This is a genomic window from Bhargavaea sp. CC-171006 (assembly GCF_009761675.1).
Taxonomy (GTDB): Bacteria; Bacillota; Bacilli; order Bacillales_A; family Planococcaceae; genus Bhargavaea; species Bhargavaea changchunensis.
Genome location: NZ_QUZH01000017.1, coordinates 18,270 through 35,098, shown reverse-complemented (window position 1 = coordinate 35,098; position 16,829 = coordinate 18,270). Strand labels below are relative to the sequence as shown.

Below are 16,829 nucleotides of genomic sequence, written 5' to 3'. Positions count from 1 at the left end.
TTCGTCCTCCCTACAGCAGCGAGTAAACCAGCTGCTGGGTATATGCGTGATTTGGATCTTCAAGGATCTGATCGGTCAGGCCGGACTCGATCACCCGGCCGTTCAGCATGACAAGTGTCCGGTCTGCAAGCATCCGGATGACGGCCAAGTCGTGTGACACGACAATCATCGAGATGCCCAGGTCGCGCTGGATCTGCTTGATCAGGTCGATGACAGCTGCCCGTACTGACAGGTCAAGGCCTGTCGTCACTTCGTCGAGGAACAGGATCGGCGGATCGTTCGAAAGCGCTTTGGCGATCTGGACACGCTGCTGCATGCCGCCCGAGAAGTTGCGCGGTTCTTCCTTCATCCGGAACAGCGGGATGCTGACGACGTCGAGGAGACGTTCCCCGGCGGACTGCATCTTGCCGACATGCCGGCCGCCCGCGGCGATCTGCTTTTCCGCGATGTTGCTGATGGAGGAAAAGTCCATCCGGAGGCCCTTGACCGGGTTCTGGTAGACCATGCCGTATTTGTGGTTGCGGATGTACCGCTTGCGCTGGGAGGAGACGTCGAACAGGTTCTCACCCGCGAGTTCAGGGTCGTCGATCGTCAGCATGCCTGACGTGACATCCTGATCAAAATACAGGCATTGCATCAGGGTCGACTTACCGCTTCCGCTCTCTCCCACAATCCCGAGGATCTCCCCCGGGTACACGTTGAGCGAGACGTCGCTGCAGGCGTAGACTGTGCCGCAGGACGGGCAGTAGTTCTTGATGAGACCCGGCCTGCCGGGCTGGCTGCATTCGCCGCATCCGGGGCCATACTGTTTGGTCAGGTTTTCCACTTTCAATAGGGGACGTTCTTCAAACTGTTGCATGATGCACCTCTTTTTCGCCCTGGCGCTCCAGCCGGTCCGCACAGTGGCTCGTGTCGTTGCACTGGTACTCCGTCACGCCGGTTTCTTCGATGTAGAGTTCATCCAGGAAGACACCGGTCGCGCCGCAGAAGCGGCAGCACTTCCCGGAGAAGTCCTCCCCCTTGAACGGATGGTCCTCAAAGGCGAGGGAACGGATCTCGGTATACGGCGGGACAGCGTAGATTTTCTTCTCCCTGCCGGCTCCGAGCAAAATGAGCGCTTCGGAGTGATCCATCTTCTGATTATCAAAACGGGGGATCGGGCTCGGCGCCATGACGTACCGGCCATTGACAAGCACCGGGTGATCGGCACCCGTCGTCGTCCGCCCGTATTTCATGATCTGCTCGAACAGCATGAGCCATGCTCCGCTGTATTCGCTCTCGGCATGAAGCCGCTTCGTGATGGATTCCTTTTTCTCATACTTGCGGAGCGGTTCCGGCATCGGCACCTGCAGGACGAGGATCTGGTCTTTGGTCATCGGGATCTCTGGAATCCGGTGACGGGACTGGATGAGCGTCGCTTCCTCCGTCCGCTCGGTTACGGGAATGCCCGTCGTCGCCTGCACCAGTTTCTTGATGCTGACGGCATTGACCGACTCATCTGCTCCCTGGTCGATCACCTTCAGCACATCTTCTTTCCCGACGAGCGAGCAGGTAAGCTGCAGGCCGCCCGTTCCCCAGCCGCGTGCCATCGGCATTTCGCGCGAGGCGAACGGCACCTGGTAGCCAGGGATGGCGACCGCCTTCAGTGTCGCCCTGCGTATCTCTTTTTTCGAGCCTTCATCGAGGAAGGCGAATTGCGGTTCAGCTCTCATGTCCGTCCCTTCCTTTCCTCGTGTTGCGCACGCTGTCCAGCTTGGACTGGAATGTGACATAATGCGGCATCTTCAGGTGGGAGATGAATCCGGTCGACTCCACCGTGTCCACATGGGTCAGGACGAATTCCTCGTCATGCGGCGGGGCATCGCTTCCAGGGTGCTCCAGGCACTGGTCGAGGATGCTCATGGCGATCGCCTTCGTTTCGTTCTGCCCGTAGCAGATGCCATAGCCGATCTCGAACCGGAGCTCCTGCTTGCCGTCCGGTCCCTTTGAAGGCATCGGGACGAACGACTCCACTTCGGTCGCCCGGACCGATCCGATGTAGTAGGAATCATCTTCATCCTCGCCGCCGTGCGCCGGGATCGTAATCGGCAATTGGCCCACGCGGACTTCGCCGACCGTCGGGTGGACCTGGCCATAACCCCTGAGTGACGCATAGCCGAGGGCCGTCACGGCGCCTGTCTGACCGCGCGTGAGGATCTGCAGGCGCTCGCTGCGCGAAGCGGGAAACTGGAAGACATTCTTCGTGACGTCATCCGGCTCGGTGTTGTCCGGCTCGAACGACTCGAACAGCCCCTCGTTTCTCAGATACTCCACCACTTTCGGATATGTGCCGTCGCCGGTTGCCTTTTCCAGTGCGGACAGTTCCGCTTCATATTGCTCCATCCACTGGTTCCGCTCTTCTTCCTTTTCATCGAGGAGGGAGAAGTCGATCAGGCGATGCGTATAGTCATGGGTCGCGCCGAGCAGCTGGCCTCCGGGAATGTCCTTGAAGCTTGCCGAGATCCGACGCTCCACCGCCATCCGCTCCGGTTCCACCGTCTCGCTGTAATACAGCCTCGGCAGTGTCGAGCGATGTGCCCTCAGAAGGAATACGGCTTCCTCCATGCTGCCTTCCGCCTGTTTGATCGCAAGCGCCGCAAGCTCCGGAGAGTAGAGGCTCGCCTCGGACATGACCTGGTCGATGAGCAGTCTCATCGAGGAAAGGATGGCGGATACCTCCACCTGCTTGCCGCCCTTGAGGCGTTCGTATTTGAGGCGGTCGATGGAAGCTTCGATCGCTTCCGTGCCGCCTTTGACCGCTACATAACCCATGCCGATTCCTCCTTCGCCGAGATGGCCGTCGTGCGCGGGATGCAGGAGATGTACCCGTCGCCGTCCGTAAAGATCAGGTCGATGCCCGTCGGGAACTCGTGCGCTTTCAGGTTCCGGGTACTGACAAATGCCTCGCTGAGGGCAATCGGAGCTTCCGCTTCATCCCGGATGCCGGGACCCGACAGCTTTCGGCCCGACGGACCCCCCAGTGCTTCGGATTCGATGATCCACGCGGCCGACTGGTGGGGGTTCTCAAGTGTGCCGGCCTTGCAATCCCGCATCGCTTCAAGCAGTTCCGTCTCACTTGTCCCTTTCGGAGCGATGATATAATCCGCGTCTTCAGCAGTAGTGTGCGCGGCAAACGTGTAATCCGCGATTTTCCGGCGGATGGTGTCGGTACGGTCCCCGAGCACATGGAACGTGACTTCCGCGTCCAGCAGCGTCTGGACCACGAGGAACGTCGCCGGATGGCATTCCCGGACAAAATCCGCCTTGTCTGCCGATTCCCGGATGTCCGCGATCTTCCCGGGCCTGGCCATGCACTGCAGCAGTTCACGGTAAACTTTCTGGATGTCATGCACTGAATCGAGTTGCATTGCGCTCTCCCCTCACTCTTCCATTGTGTCGAATTGGACTTTTGTCTTTTCCAGCGCGGCCAGTTCCCGGCGCTTCCTGTCGGCCAAACGGATCTCTTCCGCCTCCAGCATCGCGCTCCAACCGGCCGTCTCGGAAAGCCCGGCGCGGCAGGCCGCGTCGATCACCGCCAGATTTCCGGCAAGCTCTTCCCGGACGCCCGCTACGATGCCGACGCCGATGTGGTCCCCGATTTCGACCTTTGCTTCCGTCACCAGCACTTCGCCCAGATAAAACAGGGACTGTTTGGCCGTCTCCCGCATTTTGATCATCGTCAGGCCTTGCCGGGGGGCGACCAGTTCCCGTACGGGATAGTGGTGCCTGATTTCAGATGCGAGCCGGGCCGCCAGCTCCGGGTTCCCTTCGATCAGGATTTCAGTCATGCGTCTCCGCTTCATATCGGACTCTCCCTCCTCTGCTGACTTCATCCTAACTTGGCGACAACTTAGCGCGGGTTAAGGCTGTGTTAAGAAATGTAAAGATCAAAAGCGCAAGCGCCCGCTTAGCAACGTACAAACTGGAGCCCTTCGTAATGAGATAAAGGAAACACGGCGAGGTACGGGCCGATGTTGACTTATCGCAGTGGAGGAGGGTGAAGTTTGCTAGTTGCTGGGCGCTGGAGCTCGACGTGGGCGATATGGGGATAATCATCTTCCACAGAGTGAAGTTTTATCATTTCCTAAGCTCCAAAAAGACGGACCCCCGGTTATCCGGAAATCCGTCTTGCCTGTTCGTATTCAATTCCGATGGTAGATCAGCTGGACCACGCCCGACGGGAACGTGCGGGTATCCGCAAGCTTCAGATCAAGCCGCTCTCTGACATCCGTGAACAGCGGCTTGCCTTCGCCAAGCACCACGGGATGGACGGACAGCCTGAATTCGTCCACGAGCCCCTCGTTGATAAAGGTGGTGATCAGCTCCGCTCCGCCGTACAGCCAGAGGTCTTTTCCCGTCTGCGCCTTTAGCTGCGCGACCGCACCAGGAATGTCATCCCGGATGTAAACCGCATCATCGCCGTCCTTCGTTCTTGAGAAGACGATCTTTTCCTTGCTGTTGATTTGTTCCCAGAAGTCGGTTTCTTCTGCGGATGCCCCTTCTTCCGGGACATACCGGCCCCACAGGTCATAGCTTTTCCTTCCATAGAGGATTGTACCGATTCCGTCGAGGAATTCTTCGAATTTCATCTCCGGCTCCATGATGCACCAGTCGATTTCTCCATTTTTCCCTTCGATGAATCCGTCGAGTGAGACAGCAAGATCCAACAGAACCCTTCTCTTTCCTTGTTCAGGCATCGCTCTGCTCCCCTTTCAGTGTTTTCACTGTGTGTCGGAAATGTCGTATTTAAAGGTATCACTCCGGTACAGGATTCGCGTGTATTCCAGCGTATCGCCGGAATGCCCGTCCAGGCAGCTGCTCTCCAGGGCAAGGAGAGGGACGAGACGGCTGCAGCGGAGCAGTTCCTGTTCCCGGGATGAGGGGAACACAACGCTCAGGAGGGCACTGCCGCTCCCGAAATCCCCGTAGCCATGTTCCCGGTAGTACTTGAACATGGACCGGATACCCGGTCCGTCCGTGCCGATTTCGGGAAACCGCGACTCGAGCACATGGGAGTAGTGGATGGCGATCGGCTCTCCGTCCACCACGCGCAGCCGGCCGATCCGCCAGACGGTATCATCCGGGTCGGCAGTAAGAATCCGTGCCGCTTCCCCGTTATCACTCGGTTCACACGAAACAATGGTCGTCTCGAGTGTGTGCCCGAGTTCCCCCATCTTCTCCGTAAAGCTCGTCTTGCCGCTGAGCGGAATCCGAATCCTGGCCGGTCCCGGCTTGAGGAACCGGCCCTTTCCCTGTACGGACTCGATCAGCCCCCGCTCCTCCAGATGATTGAGTGCATTCCTTACGGTATAACGGGGCACCCGGTACTGCTCGGCCAATGTGTTTTCGGACGGCAGCTTCCCGCCCGGCCGGATGTTTCCGCTTTCCAGCAACTCGATCAGTTCATCGATGATCAATGCATCTTTCTCGATTTCCATCCTTCTCGCTCCCCGTGCATCCTGTTTACTTTCATCATACCTGAACGCCCAGTTTATCTGAAAACAATGGACAAAGAGAGATCAGTTCTGTTTGACTGCACAAAAAAACCTTCCCTGCTTGCACGGGAAGGGGAGAACCGGCGCTTATTGGCCGGACTGATCCATAAATGCCTGGAAATCCGCGATTGAAGGATTGGCCATGTAATGCCCGCCCTCCACCTGAATGGTCTGTCCTGTGATGAATTTGGATTCGTCGGAGGCAAGAAACAGGACTGTGTAGCCGATGTCGTCCGCTTCGCCGTGGTAAGGCAGGGCGTTAAACTTGCCGAAGATATCGAGAACCTGCTGTGGCATGTTATTCCTTGCGGCAGGGGTCAGGATCAATCCGGGAGCAACCGCATTGCAGCGGATTTTGTCCTTACCGTACTGGGCTGCGATGTAGCGTGTCAAATTCACGACTCCCGCCTTGGATGCTCCATATGCGGAGCGAGTGGCGTCACCCGCGAATGCCGCCATCGAAGCCGTATTGATGATCGAGCCGCCTCCCGCCTCAACCATATGCGGAATGGTGAAACGTGTTCCGAGCAGGACGCTCTTCAGGTTCACGTCCATCAGCCGATCCCATTCCTCCAGGTCCATGTTGACCACGTCCAGATCTTTCTTGAGGTTAGTGACGCCGACATTATTGAATAGGACATGAAGCTTGCCGAATTCCTTCACTGTATACTCGACCGCTTCCCGGATCGAATCTTCGTCACCCGCGTCCAGGAAAATGCCTTTAGCGTCTCCTCCCGATTCGGTGATCTTCTTCGCTTCCGCTTTCGCGCCTTCCTCGTTAAAGTCACTGATGACAACCTTCGCACCTTCCTTGGCCATCAGCATCGATGCCGACAGTCCGATTCCGGACGCGCCGCCTGTCACCAGCACCACTTTTCCTTCCATACGTCCCATTTAAGTCCGCTCCTTTTTCATTCTGCACCCGGTTCCAAGGCAGCCAGCAGTTTCTTGTTGATGGCGAGATACTGATCCACTTCTTCTTCGGAAAGTACACTGAACATATTCAACCGAAGCCGTGTTCCGGTCTCCTGCGCTTCACGCAGAACAGACTCACCCTTTTCCGTAATCGAGAGCAGCACCATCCGTCGGTCCTGCTCATCGGCGAGCCTCTCTGCCATCCCTTCCTTCACGAGCTTCCCCGCAATGTTGGTAATGGCGGCAGCCGTATAACCGAGCTTGGCTGCAAGAACCGACTGCTTCTGAGGACCGTTTGTCTTCAGTTCCCACAAAACCAGTACCGGTGAGATGCCGATGTTATGACGGAATGCCTTCGTCCATCTGATGACCATCTCGTTTGTGACCGCCTCGGTCGAATGAATCAGCCTGAACAAGTCCGTTTCCTTCATGTATTCAACCTCCCACAATCCGCGCATGACCAAATCAGCGCGACAATTTTTTTCTGCGTGCTGACGCAGTCAGCGAAGCATAATCGAGCCGCCATCTACCATGATGGTCTGGCCTGTGATATAAGAGGCATCTTCACTCGCGAGAAACACAGCTACGCGGCCAATGTCTTCCTCAAGCTCACCGAGCCGGCGCATCGGAATCTTCTCCAGCATGGCTTCGAACATTTCCGGCTCATGCTCTTTCCATTGCTGAATACCAGGTGAGTTGGCGATCGGCGAGATGAGATTGACGTTAATACCTTCCGGACCCCACTCGTTCGCCGCGTTACGGGAGATGGCACGGATGGCTTCTTTCGCGGCCGCATAGGCCGCCTGGTTTGCCTGACCGGTGAGACCCGCGCCTGAAGCAAAGTTGATGACGGACCCCTTTGACGCCTTGAGGTAAGGATAGGCCGCCTGCATCAGATAGAAGGTCGGATAGAATCCGGTTCCAAAGCTGAGATCCAAGTCTTCCTGCGTCGTCTCGACAAACGGCTTTTGCCGGGAGGCATGTGCGTTGTTTACAAGAATGTCGAGCTTACCGAACCTTGCTGCCGTTTCCTCAATCAGCTTGTACAGGTTTTGGTGGTCCATCAGATCACCCTTGATGAAGAATGACTCCGGAGAATGGGCCTGCAGCTCTTTTTCTGCTTTAGCCCCCAGCTCCTCATTGATGTCCACGATGGCGACCTTTGCACCTTCCTTTACGAAAGCGAGCGCCATCCCTTTACCGATTCCTCCACCGGCTCCTGTAATGAGTGCAGTCTTGCCCTGCAGTCTTCCTGTCATCTCAATCCCTCCTCATGTTACAACTAGTTTAACACTAAATAGTTTAACATTAAACCATTTAGGTTTCGGCAATAGAAAAAGACGTTCCGGAGCCGGATTGGCTGGCGGAACGTCTTTTCTCGGGTGGAGCGGATGTAATCTTCAAACTCGGAGGTGTTTTCTTCAAGCTCAGGGCTGCTTTCTTCAAACTCAGGAGTGTTTTCTTCAAACTCACACCCGCAAGTCACCAACCCTGTGGCGGATTGCCCCCGTCGTCATCGAGAAACTCCTTCACGACGGAATAAAACAGCCGGGGCTCCTCGATGTTCGGCAGATGGCCGGATTCCCGGAATTCCATGAACACGGCATCCGGTATGAGTGCCGCCGTCTCACGGCCGGCCTCGGGAGGATTGAGCCCGTCATGGCTTCCCGCGATCACGAGTGTCTTTGCCCGGACCTTGCCGAGTCCCGGCCTGAAGTCGAATCCGTTCAGTGCTTCATTCGCCGCTTTCTGCTGCTCTCTCGTAAGCGGCACGTTCAGATCCTCATTCTGCATGATGTCCACCACTTCCATCAGGTTGCGGAACATGTACTTGGAGGCGGCATTCATCTTTTCCCGGAAGTCCATCCCCTCCAGTTCCTCCGCATGGCGCTCGAACAGTGCCTGTGATGAAGATGTGGTCCCATGGGATTTCGTCGACACCAAAATCAGCCGGTCCACCCTTTCCGGCGCCCGGATTGCAACACCCTGCGCAATATAGCTTCCCATCGACACACCGAGCAGGTCGGTTTTTTCAAGTCCGATATGGTCCATGAGCGCAAGCACATCACCGATATGGTCATCGATTGTATAGGCATCCGGCTTGTCCGATTTCCCGTGGCCGCGCGCATCCATGGCGATCACACGGAAGTGCCGGCGGAGCCGGGCCATGTCCACGCTGAAGTGGAGATGGTTCATCGTGAGACCGTGAAGCAGAATCAGCGGTTCCCCGCTTCCCTGCTCTTCATAATAAAGACAAATGTCACCGTTTTTGAATGTGGGCATGCCATCACCTCACAACTTCTTTTCCCTCAGATCCTGCAGAATACCCCTTTGGCTGATGCCACCTGGCGGCCCTCTTCATCATAGACCTTGCAGAGTGCATGGACGAGCGTGCGGCCGTCCTTTTCCAGATGGGCCACGGCACGGAGCGACTGTCCTTTCGCCGCCCGCAGGAAAGATACATTCAAATCGACCGTGACCATCTGCTGGACGCCGTTATCATCGGCCGGGATCAGGTTCGACATCGCTACATCGGCAAGTGACGAGATGATGCCCCCATGGATGACACCGGCACTGTTCACGTACAGGTCCTTCACTTCAAGCCCGACCTCGACTTCCCCGTCTGACAACCGGTTGTATGTATAGCCCAAAAACTCATCGAATGGCTGCTGGATCCACATTTCGCATCCCCCTCTGTTTACCTTTCTTCCTTCCATTTCGGGACATGCCGGTTCATTCCCTTCTTCATAAAAAGAAGCGCCGCGGCATTTGCCGCAGCGCTTTCGTTCTTATTCTGTTTCTTCACCGAGCGACTGGGAGACGAACACTTCCGTCACCTTTTCAATCGCCTTTTCGGCTTCAGCGCCTTCCGCGGTGATTGTGACGACCGCGCCGTGCGGGACGGCCTGTGCCATGACGCCCATGATGGACTTCAGGTTGGCCGACTTGCTGCCGTGGATCAGCTGGATGTCAGCGTCCAGCGAGTTGACCGCCGAAACAAGTTGTGTGGCGGGACGGGCATGAAGCCCTTCGGGTGCTGTGATTTTAAATGACTTTTGCATATGGAACGCCTCCGTTGGTACGTGTATTGATTATCCGTTCTTTTTGTGCAGTTTTTTGACTTCATCGGCAACAAACTGGACGCTCGTGCCGACGATTACTTGTATGTTGTGCTTTCCGACGACATTGATGCCCGGGACGCCGGTGGATTTGATTTTCTTCTGGTCGACTTTGTCCATGTCGGCCACTTCGACGCGCAGCCTTGTCGCGCAGTTGTCGACACTGCGGATGTTGTCGTTGCCGCCGAGACCGTCGTAGATCTTAGCTGCCATCGACTTGAACTTGTCGTCGCCTGTTGCTGTTTCTGCTTCCTCTTCAACAATTTCATCGTCTTCCCGGCCCGGAGTCTTCAGGTCGAACTTCAGGATCAGGAAGCGGAACAGGAAGTAATAGACAAGCGCGAAGAACAGTCCCTGCACCAGTAGCATGAGTGGCATGTTGGCGATCGGAATGCGCAGGCTGAGCACAAAGTCGATCAGGCCCGCACTGAATCCGAAGCCGGCCGTCCACTGGAACGAAGCCGCGATAAAGAGCGACAGACCCGTGAGCGCCGCGTGAACGACGTACAGTGCAGGTGCGAGGAACATGAACGAGAACTCAAGCGGCTCGGTAACACCCGTGAAGAACGAAGCGAACCCGGCGGCCAGCATGAGCGAGGCCGCCTGTTTGCGGCGTTTGGTCTTTGCCGTGTGGTACATCGCGAGCGCCGCTGCCGGCAGTCCGAACATCATGATCGGGAAGAAGCCGGCCTGGTAGCGGCCTGTGATGCCCTGTTCGCCGGTGCTGCTCCAGAAGTTGCCGATGTCGTTGATGCCGACCGTGTCAAACCAGAACACGGCGTTGAGCGCATGATGCAGCCCCGTCGGGATCAGGAGGCGGTTAAAGAAGCCGTAGATTCCGGCACCCGCCGCTCCCAGATCCAGGATCGACTGGCCAAACGCAACGAGCGCGCCGTAGACGATCGGCCAGACAAAGAACAGGACCGCCGATGCGACCAGCATGGCCACAGCCGACATGATCGGCACAAGCCGCTTGCCGCTGAAGAACGCCAGGAAGTCAGGCAGCTTCACCTGGCTGAACCGGTTGTACATGATGGATGCGATGATCCCTGAAAGAATACCAATAAATGCGTTTTGAATCTGGCCAAATGCCATATCCACGTTTTCCGGGTCTGTTTGCGTCAAGAGTCCTACCGAATTGGTCGATAGCATCGAGGTGACCACGAGGTAGGCGACCAGGCCGCTCAGTGCCGCAGCCCCGTCCTTTTCCCTGGAAAGCCCGATTGCGGCCCCCACCGCGAACAGGATCGGGATGTTTTTCAGGATCGAGTCCCCTGCCGTAATCAGAAACGCCGCGAAGACGTTGCCGGAACCCCAGCCGTCATGGTCGATCCAGTAGCCGATCCCCATCAGAATGGCTGCTGCCGGAAGGACCGCGACCGGAAGCATGAGGGAGCCCCCCAGCCTCTGCAAATACTTTTTCATCTTCAATTTCCCCCTTTCGTCATGTCCCCCTGATTTTCCGGATTCCTGAGCCGTTCGATGTGTAGTGCAATATATGCCAGTTCCGATTCCGGTATATCGATTTCGTGCAGCCTCATGCTTTCCGCGGCCATCACTTTCGCGCAGTGATACGAATCCGCGTAGCGGGTGCGGATCAGTTCCGCCATGTCGCTGTCGAGCGTGTGGGCATCATACCTGCCAAGATTGGCGACGGAATGCTGTAGATGCGTCACAAGCCGCTGGTATGAAATATCATCTTCCTCAATCTCGTTCCGCAGGCAGGCGCGGATTGAGCGCAGCATATCACGGACGATGGTCGCCTGGCGGATCGTATCGTTCAGGTCTCCGCCATGAGGCTTCATCGTATGGAGGTGAAGCGCGATAAACCCTGCCTCGTCGACCGGCATCTCCACACCGAGCGTATCGCGGATATGGCCGATTCCCCAAAGCCCGATGCCGTACTCTTTCGGATACAGGAGGCGGATCTCCCCGAGAAGCTTGTTGTTGACGTGGATGCCGTCTTTTGTCCGCTCAATGGCGAACGACAGGTGGTCGGTCAGAACGAGATGGATGTGCTCGTTCAGCTTGGTTCCGAGCGTTTTCTCCGCCCGCGAGATGATCGCTTCCGACACCGTGAAATGTTCTTCAGGTATCCGGCCGAGGAGCTGGCTGAGCTGCTCGTTCTCTGTCATGACGAATACTTTCTCGATCTTGTCGGCCGGGACGGGATCGTTGCGCTTCTTGCCGAAGGCGACGCCCGCTCCGACCACGACCTTTTCCCGGTCCCCGTCACGTACGATCACCGCGTTATTGTTGAGGATTTTGCTGATTTTCATCGGACTCCTCCTCCAGTCGAAAACCGGTTCAGCCGGCAGTGACCGTCATGATCACCGTTTCCCCTGCCGTGCAGGTGCCTTCCGCTTCCGGCCGGACCGTTTTTCCTTCTCCGTTCGTCACGACGATCGGCGTGACCGTACTGTTGGCATTTTCTCCGAGATAAGTCCAGTCCGCTTCGATCAGCGGCTGTCCCGCCGTCACCTTTTCATCCTGACGGACCAGGACATTGAACCCTTCCCCTTTTAGTGCGACCGTTTCGAGTCCGATATGGATCAGGAATTCCGTGCCCTGCGCTGAGCGGATGCCGATTGCATGCCCCGTGTCTGCAACCATTACGACCGTTCCGTCAACCGGTGAGACGACGCTCCCCGAATCCGGCATGACCGCAATTCCCTCTCCCATCATCTTGCCGCTGAATACCGGATCCGGCACTTGTTCAATCGGCATCAGTTGTCCAGAGACCGGTGCAAGCACTTTTTCTTCCTTGTCTTTTTTCTTGAACAGATTGGATAGCATCCGCACATTCCACCTTTCGGGTTTGTCACATGGCGCGGTCCCCTTTCCCGGACGAAAAAAGGCATAAGGGCATAGCGAAAGCCCGCAGGCTCCGCTCTTGCCCCCATGCCTGATCGGATCAGTCACATGAGACCGCTGTGAATTTATGGGTACAGAATACCACAGATAAATAGACATATCAATAAAGCGTTTACATTTTCCGAGAAATCTTGCCACGGTGTCTCGTATTGCGCTGGAACATTGATAATCATGAGTGAGACGTTGATTAAGTTCACTGAAATATTGACAATCTGCCCGCTGCAAACAAAAACGCCCCGGCCGGAGCCGGAACGTTGACTCAAAAATCTTTTCTAACAAGCCGCGGTGTGTCCATTAGTTCGCGAAGGTTCGATGCGCCGATGCCGAACATCGCCATCCGGAGCTCCATCTCGCGCACGGCCATCGATTCCAGCACATCTTCCGTGCTTTGCGTCGCTTCCTTCAGGATCGAGCGGCCGAACCCGACAAAGTCCGCACCGAGTGCCAGCGCTTTCGCGGCGTCAAGTCCTGTCCGCATGCCGCCGCTTGCGACAAGCGGGCGGCCGCCGATTTCGGGACGCACCATACGGACCGAGTCTGCCGTCGGAATGCCCCATTCACTGAACGCCTCCGCCGCAGCGCGTCGCACAGGATCCTCGGAGCGGAACTTTTCCACCTGGCTCCAGGATGTGCCGCCGGCGCCAGCCACGTCAACGAACGCGATGCCGGCATCTGTCAGTTGACGTGCGGTTTCTCCGTCGATGCCCCAGCCGACTTCCTTGACGCCGACCGGGACGCCAAGACCCGCACAGAGCATCTCGATTTTCCCGAGGAGCGCCCTGAAGTTTGTATCTCCGCCGTCCTGGATCACTTCCTGGATGCTGTTCAGGTGCAGGACGAGCATGTCTGCCTCCGTCAGCTCGACGATGCGCCTGCATTCCTCGGTTCCGTAACCATAGTTGAACTGGACGGCGCCGATGTTCGCGATGATCGGCACGCTTGGCGCGTACTTGCGCATGAGAAACGATGGCGGATGGCCGTCACTGTCGAGGAGCGCTCTCGTCGAACCGAGTGCAAGCGCCCACCCGCGTTCCTCGGCTGCCTCCGCCAGGTTTCGGTTGATCGTTTCGGCAAGCGCCGTCCCGCCTGTCATCGAACTGATCAAAAAAGGTGTCCGGCAGGCGTGCCCCAGGAATTCTGTCTCTGTCGAAATCTCCGCAAAATCGATTTCCGGAAGGGCATTATGGATAAAAGTGTATGACTCAAAACCGGTCGTGATTGCGTCACCCGTGACTTTTTCATTCAGTGTAATCTGGATATGTTCGGATTTTCTCTGTTCAATTGAGCCGGCCATCGCCAACACCGCCTTCTGTCTTTGCTGTACCGGTTCCGGAGGCGTCAGTCTACGCTGACCTCTTCGACCGTCCGGACCACTTCGTCACGCGATATCTTTTCGCGCCCGTCCTTCAGCGCGCCGAGCGTTTTGTGGGCAAGGGCCAGCGGCAGGCGGCAGAACAGGATGACGCTCTTTGTGCCGAGCGCTTTCATATACTGGTCCGCCTTTGCGAGATTGTCTTCCGCGTAGGTGAACAGGTCATCGCGCGTCCATCCGTCCGGCACGAAGCGGACACCACGCTCGTCCATATCTTCCTTCTCATTGCGCAGAATGTTGACCGCCTGGAGGCCGCGCCCGTAGCCGATCGCAAGCTCGCGGTCCGTTTTCTCACCCGCATAGTGGCCCCAGAGATCGGACAGCAGCACACCGACAAGCCCAGCCACATAATACGTATAATCGTCCAAGTCCTCCCGCGTGCGGATTTTCCAGCCGACTTTCGCCCACTTCGCCATGCCTTCGGCCATCTCCCGGGCCGCATCCGCAATACGAGGCCGCACATCATCCGGGCAGGCCTCCATCCAGTCGGCGAGCCTGAGCGTCACTTCCGGCATCCGTTCCCTGACCGGACCGAGGATTCCGAGGTAACGCTCATTGTCGAACGGCTGTGTGAACAGCTCGCTCACCTGCATGAGGAGGGAGTGCTTAAGGTCGTTGCCAAGCTCCTCATGGTCCTCGATTTCATCAATCGCCCGGAAGACGAGATAAGCGGAGGCGACGGAAGCCTTCAGCTCTTTCCTCAGAAAAGTAATCGGAATATAAAATGTCCGGCTTGTTTCTTTCAGTACTCGCATCGCATCTTTTGGAAACCCACTCATTTTGATCCCGATCCTTCCTCGTATAGTGAATGATATATACCTTTCATCGTAACTTAATTTTTTCGATAAATACAGCCCGCACCCCTTCTCTTCGGTGTACTTTCGTTGAAAATTTGGTATCAGGCCGATAGCATTTGCAGAAAGGAGGCGGCACAGATGGAAGTAAGCATGCTGGATCAGACACAACTGGCGGAAGGACAGACCGCCGAGGAGGGGTTCGCCTGTACGGTGGAGGCAGCGCGTCATGCCGACCGGCTCGGCTACCGGCGGTTCTGGGTGTCGGAGCATCACAGTTCGGACACGATCGCGGGGTCTTCCCCCGAAATCCTCGCGGCACACCTGCTGGCAAAAACGGAAACCATCCGGATCGGAACGGGCGGAGTCATGCTGACCCATTACGCGCCGTATAAAGTGGCAGAGAATTTCCGGGTGATGAGCGCGCTTGCCCCGGGCCGGGTGGACCTCGGTGTAGGCAAGGCACCCGGCGGCACTCATCTTCCTACCATCGCGCTCCAGGGCGGCCAAGCACTGACCGATGCGAAGCCACGAAACAAGGAACAGTTTCCGGAGATGATCGATGAGCTGATTGAATACCTCGAGGTTGAATTACCCGAAAGCCACCCGATGAGCGGCTATCTGAGAGCTTCCCCGGCTGTTGCCCAAAAGCCGCTCCCCTGGATACTGGGAACCGGCTCCGGCTCCGCCAAGCTTGCCGCCGAGCGCGGCCTGCCGTATGCCTTTGCCCGCTTCATCAATGCGGAATGGGACGAGATGAAGGAAACGATCCGGCTGTACCGGGAAAGCTTCCGCCCATCTTCCTTTTCCGTGTCGCCATACGTCATTGCCGCTTCCCGGGTTTTTGCGGCTGATACCGACGACGAAGCGGCATGGATTGCACGGAGTGCGGCACACGTGCAGTTCGGCTTCCACCGTGGTCTACAGGGCCGCTTGCCCGCTCCATCAGAGGCTCTCACCGGCGTCGGGACAGAAAAGGAAAAGCAGGAGGTCAGAGATATCCTGTCCACCTACTTGATCGGCTCAAAACAAACACTCAGCCACCGAATGGATGAATTATCCACAATGGGGGTGAATGAGGTCATGGCGATCACCCCCTTGTTCAGCCAGGAAAGCAAACAGCGTTCGATGACCGTGTTGAAGGAAGCGGCACAGGACTGAATGCGGCATTCGACATTTCCCGGGAAATAACCCGGAGCGTGATGAAAATTGGCGAATTCCGGTCCCTCCTCATTTTCACTTTGGTTATTTCCCGCAATACGGGGAATAGAGTACAAAACCAATGAATGGAAAAGGAGAGTGGAATCATGCTGAAACTGGAAACGGAACTTCAGGGCAAACAAGCCCGGTTTGGCGACATTTATCCGATCCTGCTTGAGAAAAATATTACGCTCGGCGGGAACTGGGATTATGATGAGGCGCTTTTCGACGGGATCCTGAATAAAGATGGCGGGGAAACAATTTATCTCCGAATCCCTTTTGATGTCATCTCCGGCATGCTGGAAGATCCCGATACACAGATTGTGTTCGGCCAGCCGTTTGTCCTCAAGCATGTGATGAATGTCGGCCTGGACCACGAAGGAGATGATTTGCTGGCGACAACCGGACTCAACCAGTTCCAGAGTCCAGATGAAAAAGATGGCCAGATCCGCCGCAAGTCCCGTTGGGAAGAAGAGGGCGAGCGGGTGATCCAGGGCATTGTCGATAGCTTCCCTCTTCTGGACGAACGGCACATCGGCTGAGTGCTCCAATATGGTATCGCTCAGAAAGAGGTTCTCCAAGAATGACCGCCGCCTGATGGAGGAATTGTGGAGCCGTGAGAAATACCGCGTCATGTACCACAGTCAGACTCATTACGAACAGATCAGGGAAACGCTGAAGAGGGATCCGCCTCTCGCGGATATCGAGGCACTGATCGGCGATGCCATCCGGACTCCCCCCACGGACGGTTCGGTCCGGAATGCCGTCCAGCATATGTGGGGCTATTTTAAGAAACAGGCGGAAGAAGAGGAAAAGCAGGAATACCGGCGGCTTCTGGACGGCTTTTCCTCTGGCGGCACCCGTGAAGAAGAACTCCTCCGCTTTATCCGGACGCTTGCGGAAAAGTATGGCGTGAAGTACTTGCTGAACAGTACGATTCTAGTATCGGATCAACAGAAAAAGGACAGTCCGTTTTGATGGACTGTCCTTTTTCGATTGCGTGGGGTGATGACCGATATGT

General features: G+C 56.6%; 21 protein-coding genes. 3 read left to right on the top strand and 18 right to left on the bottom strand.

Annotation, left to right across the window (positions count from 1 at the left end; translation table 11 throughout):
- Nucleotides 1–10: 10 nt before the first annotated feature.
- From DZC51_RS08325 to DZC51_RS08240, 18 genes are all read right to left on the bottom strand, one after another.
- Nucleotides 11–859, bottom strand: a complete 849-nt coding sequence (locus DZC51_RS08325) for an ATP-binding cassette domain-containing protein (protein ID WP_157294925.1) — start codon at nt 857–859, stop codon at nt 11–13.
- Entirely contained in the window at nt 846–1,712 is an 867-nt protein-coding gene (locus tag DZC51_RS08320) for an alpha-D-ribose 1-methylphosphonate 5-phosphate C-P-lyase PhnJ (RefSeq protein ID WP_157294924.1), read from the bottom strand. Before DZC51_RS08320 ends, DZC51_RS08325 begins: the two co-directional genes overlap by 14 nt.
- The gene (locus DZC51_RS08315) at nt 1,702–2,811 is read right to left on the bottom strand and encodes a carbon-phosphorus lyase complex subunit PhnI (RefSeq protein WP_157294923.1); all 1,110 of its coding nucleotides are present in this window, start codon (nt 2,809–2,811) and stop codon (nt 1,702–1,704) included. The genes DZC51_RS08320 and DZC51_RS08315 overlap by 11 nt, the downstream gene beginning before the upstream one ends.
- Nucleotides 2,799–3,407, bottom strand: coding sequence for a phosphonate C-P lyase system protein PhnH (gene phnH, locus DZC51_RS08310; protein ID WP_157294922.1), 609 nt, complete (start codon nt 3,405–3,407; stop codon nt 2,799–2,801). The genes DZC51_RS08315 and phnH overlap by 13 nt, the downstream gene beginning before the upstream one ends.
- Before the next feature lie 12 nt (nt 3,408–3,419).
- Nucleotides 3,420–3,842, bottom strand: a complete 423-nt coding sequence (gene phnG, locus DZC51_RS08305) for a phosphonate C-P lyase system protein PhnG (protein WP_157294921.1) — start codon at nt 3,840–3,842, stop codon at nt 3,420–3,422.
- A gap of 339 nt (nt 3,843–4,181) precedes the next feature.
- A complete protein-coding gene (locus DZC51_RS08300) occupies nt 4,182–4,736 on the bottom strand; it encodes a dihydrofolate reductase family protein (RefSeq protein ID WP_157294920.1) in 555 nt (184 codons plus the stop codon).
- Nucleotides 4,737–4,760: 24 nt separating this feature from the next.
- A complete protein-coding gene (locus DZC51_RS08295) occupies nt 4,761–5,477 on the bottom strand; it encodes a GntR family transcriptional regulator (RefSeq protein WP_157294919.1) in 717 nt (238 codons plus the stop codon).
- Nucleotides 5,478–5,621: 144 nt separating this feature from the next.
- On the bottom strand, nt 5,622–6,428 hold the full coding sequence (locus DZC51_RS08290) for an SDR family NAD(P)-dependent oxidoreductase (RefSeq protein ID WP_157294918.1): 807 nt from the start codon (nt 6,426–6,428) through the stop codon (nt 5,622–5,624).
- Nucleotides 6,429–6,445: 17 nt separating this feature from the next.
- Nucleotides 6,446–6,880, bottom strand: coding sequence for a MarR family winged helix-turn-helix transcriptional regulator (locus DZC51_RS08285; RefSeq protein WP_157294917.1), 435 nt, complete (start codon nt 6,878–6,880; stop codon nt 6,446–6,448).
- Between the two features lie 69 nt (nt 6,881–6,949).
- Nucleotides 6,950–7,708, bottom strand: a complete 759-nt coding sequence (locus DZC51_RS08280; protein WP_157294916.1) for an SDR family NAD(P)-dependent oxidoreductase — start codon at nt 7,706–7,708, stop codon at nt 6,950–6,952.
- 223 nt (nt 7,709–7,931) lie between these two features.
- Nucleotides 7,932–8,732 (bottom strand): alpha/beta fold hydrolase, encoded by an 801-nt coding sequence (locus DZC51_RS08275; RefSeq protein WP_157294915.1) that lies wholly within the window; start codon nt 8,730–8,732, stop codon nt 7,932–7,934.
- 26 nt (nt 8,733–8,758) lie between these two features.
- Nucleotides 8,759–9,130 carry a PaaI family thioesterase gene (locus DZC51_RS08270; RefSeq protein WP_157294914.1) on the bottom strand — a complete coding sequence of 124 codons (372 nt, stop codon included), beginning with the start codon at nt 9,128–9,130 and terminating at the stop codon, nt 8,759–8,761.
- Between the two features lie 108 nt (nt 9,131–9,238).
- Nucleotides 9,239–9,511: an HPr family phosphocarrier protein gene (locus DZC51_RS08265; RefSeq protein ID WP_157294913.1), complete on the bottom strand. Its 273-nt coding sequence runs from the start codon at nt 9,509–9,511 to the stop codon at nt 9,239–9,241.
- Nucleotides 9,512–9,541: 30 nt separating this feature from the next.
- Entirely contained in the window at nt 9,542–10,993 is a 1,452-nt protein-coding gene (gene nagE / locus DZC51_RS08260) for an N-acetylglucosamine-specific PTS transporter subunit IIBC (RefSeq protein ID WP_157294912.1), read from the bottom strand.
- A gap of 2 nt (nt 10,994–10,995) precedes the next feature.
- Nucleotides 10,996–11,847, bottom strand: coding sequence for a PRD domain-containing protein (locus DZC51_RS08255; RefSeq protein WP_157294911.1), 852 nt, complete (start codon nt 11,845–11,847; stop codon nt 10,996–10,998).
- A 28-nt stretch (nt 11,848–11,875) separates the two neighbouring features.
- Nucleotides 11,876–12,364 (bottom strand): PTS sugar transporter subunit IIA, encoded by a 489-nt coding sequence (locus tag DZC51_RS08250; protein ID WP_157294910.1) that lies wholly within the window; start codon nt 12,362–12,364, stop codon nt 11,876–11,878.
- A gap of 337 nt (nt 12,365–12,701) precedes the next feature.
- Nucleotides 12,702–13,736: a type 2 isopentenyl-diphosphate Delta-isomerase gene (gene fni, locus DZC51_RS08245; protein ID WP_157294909.1), complete on the bottom strand. Its 1,035-nt coding sequence runs from the start codon at nt 13,734–13,736 to the stop codon at nt 12,702–12,704.
- A 44-nt stretch (nt 13,737–13,780) separates the two neighbouring features.
- Nucleotides 13,781–14,593: a squalene/phytoene synthase family protein gene (locus tag DZC51_RS08240; protein ID WP_157294908.1), complete on the bottom strand. Its 813-nt coding sequence runs from the start codon at nt 14,591–14,593 to the stop codon at nt 13,781–13,783.
- Nucleotides 14,594–14,749: 156 nt separating this feature from the next.
- Here DZC51_RS08240 and DZC51_RS08235 point away from each other — a divergent pair, with 156 nt between their 5' ends.
- The 3 genes from DZC51_RS08235 (at nt 14,750) to DZC51_RS08225 (ending at nt 16,786) form a co-directional block, all read left to right on the top strand.
- Entirely contained in the window at nt 14,750–15,769 is a 1,020-nt protein-coding gene (locus DZC51_RS08235; protein WP_157294907.1) for an LLM class flavin-dependent oxidoreductase, read from the top strand.
- Between the two features lie 146 nt (nt 15,770–15,915).
- Nucleotides 15,916–16,350, top strand: coding sequence for a YugN family protein (locus DZC51_RS08230; RefSeq protein ID WP_157294906.1), 435 nt, complete (start codon nt 15,916–15,918; stop codon nt 16,348–16,350).
- Nucleotides 16,351–16,360: 10 nt separating this feature from the next.
- Nucleotides 16,361–16,786 carry a DUF1722 domain-containing protein gene (locus DZC51_RS08225; protein ID WP_157294905.1) on the top strand — a complete coding sequence of 142 codons (426 nt, stop codon included), beginning with the start codon at nt 16,361–16,363 and terminating at the stop codon, nt 16,784–16,786.
- Nucleotides 16,787–16,829 lie beyond the last annotated feature (43 nt).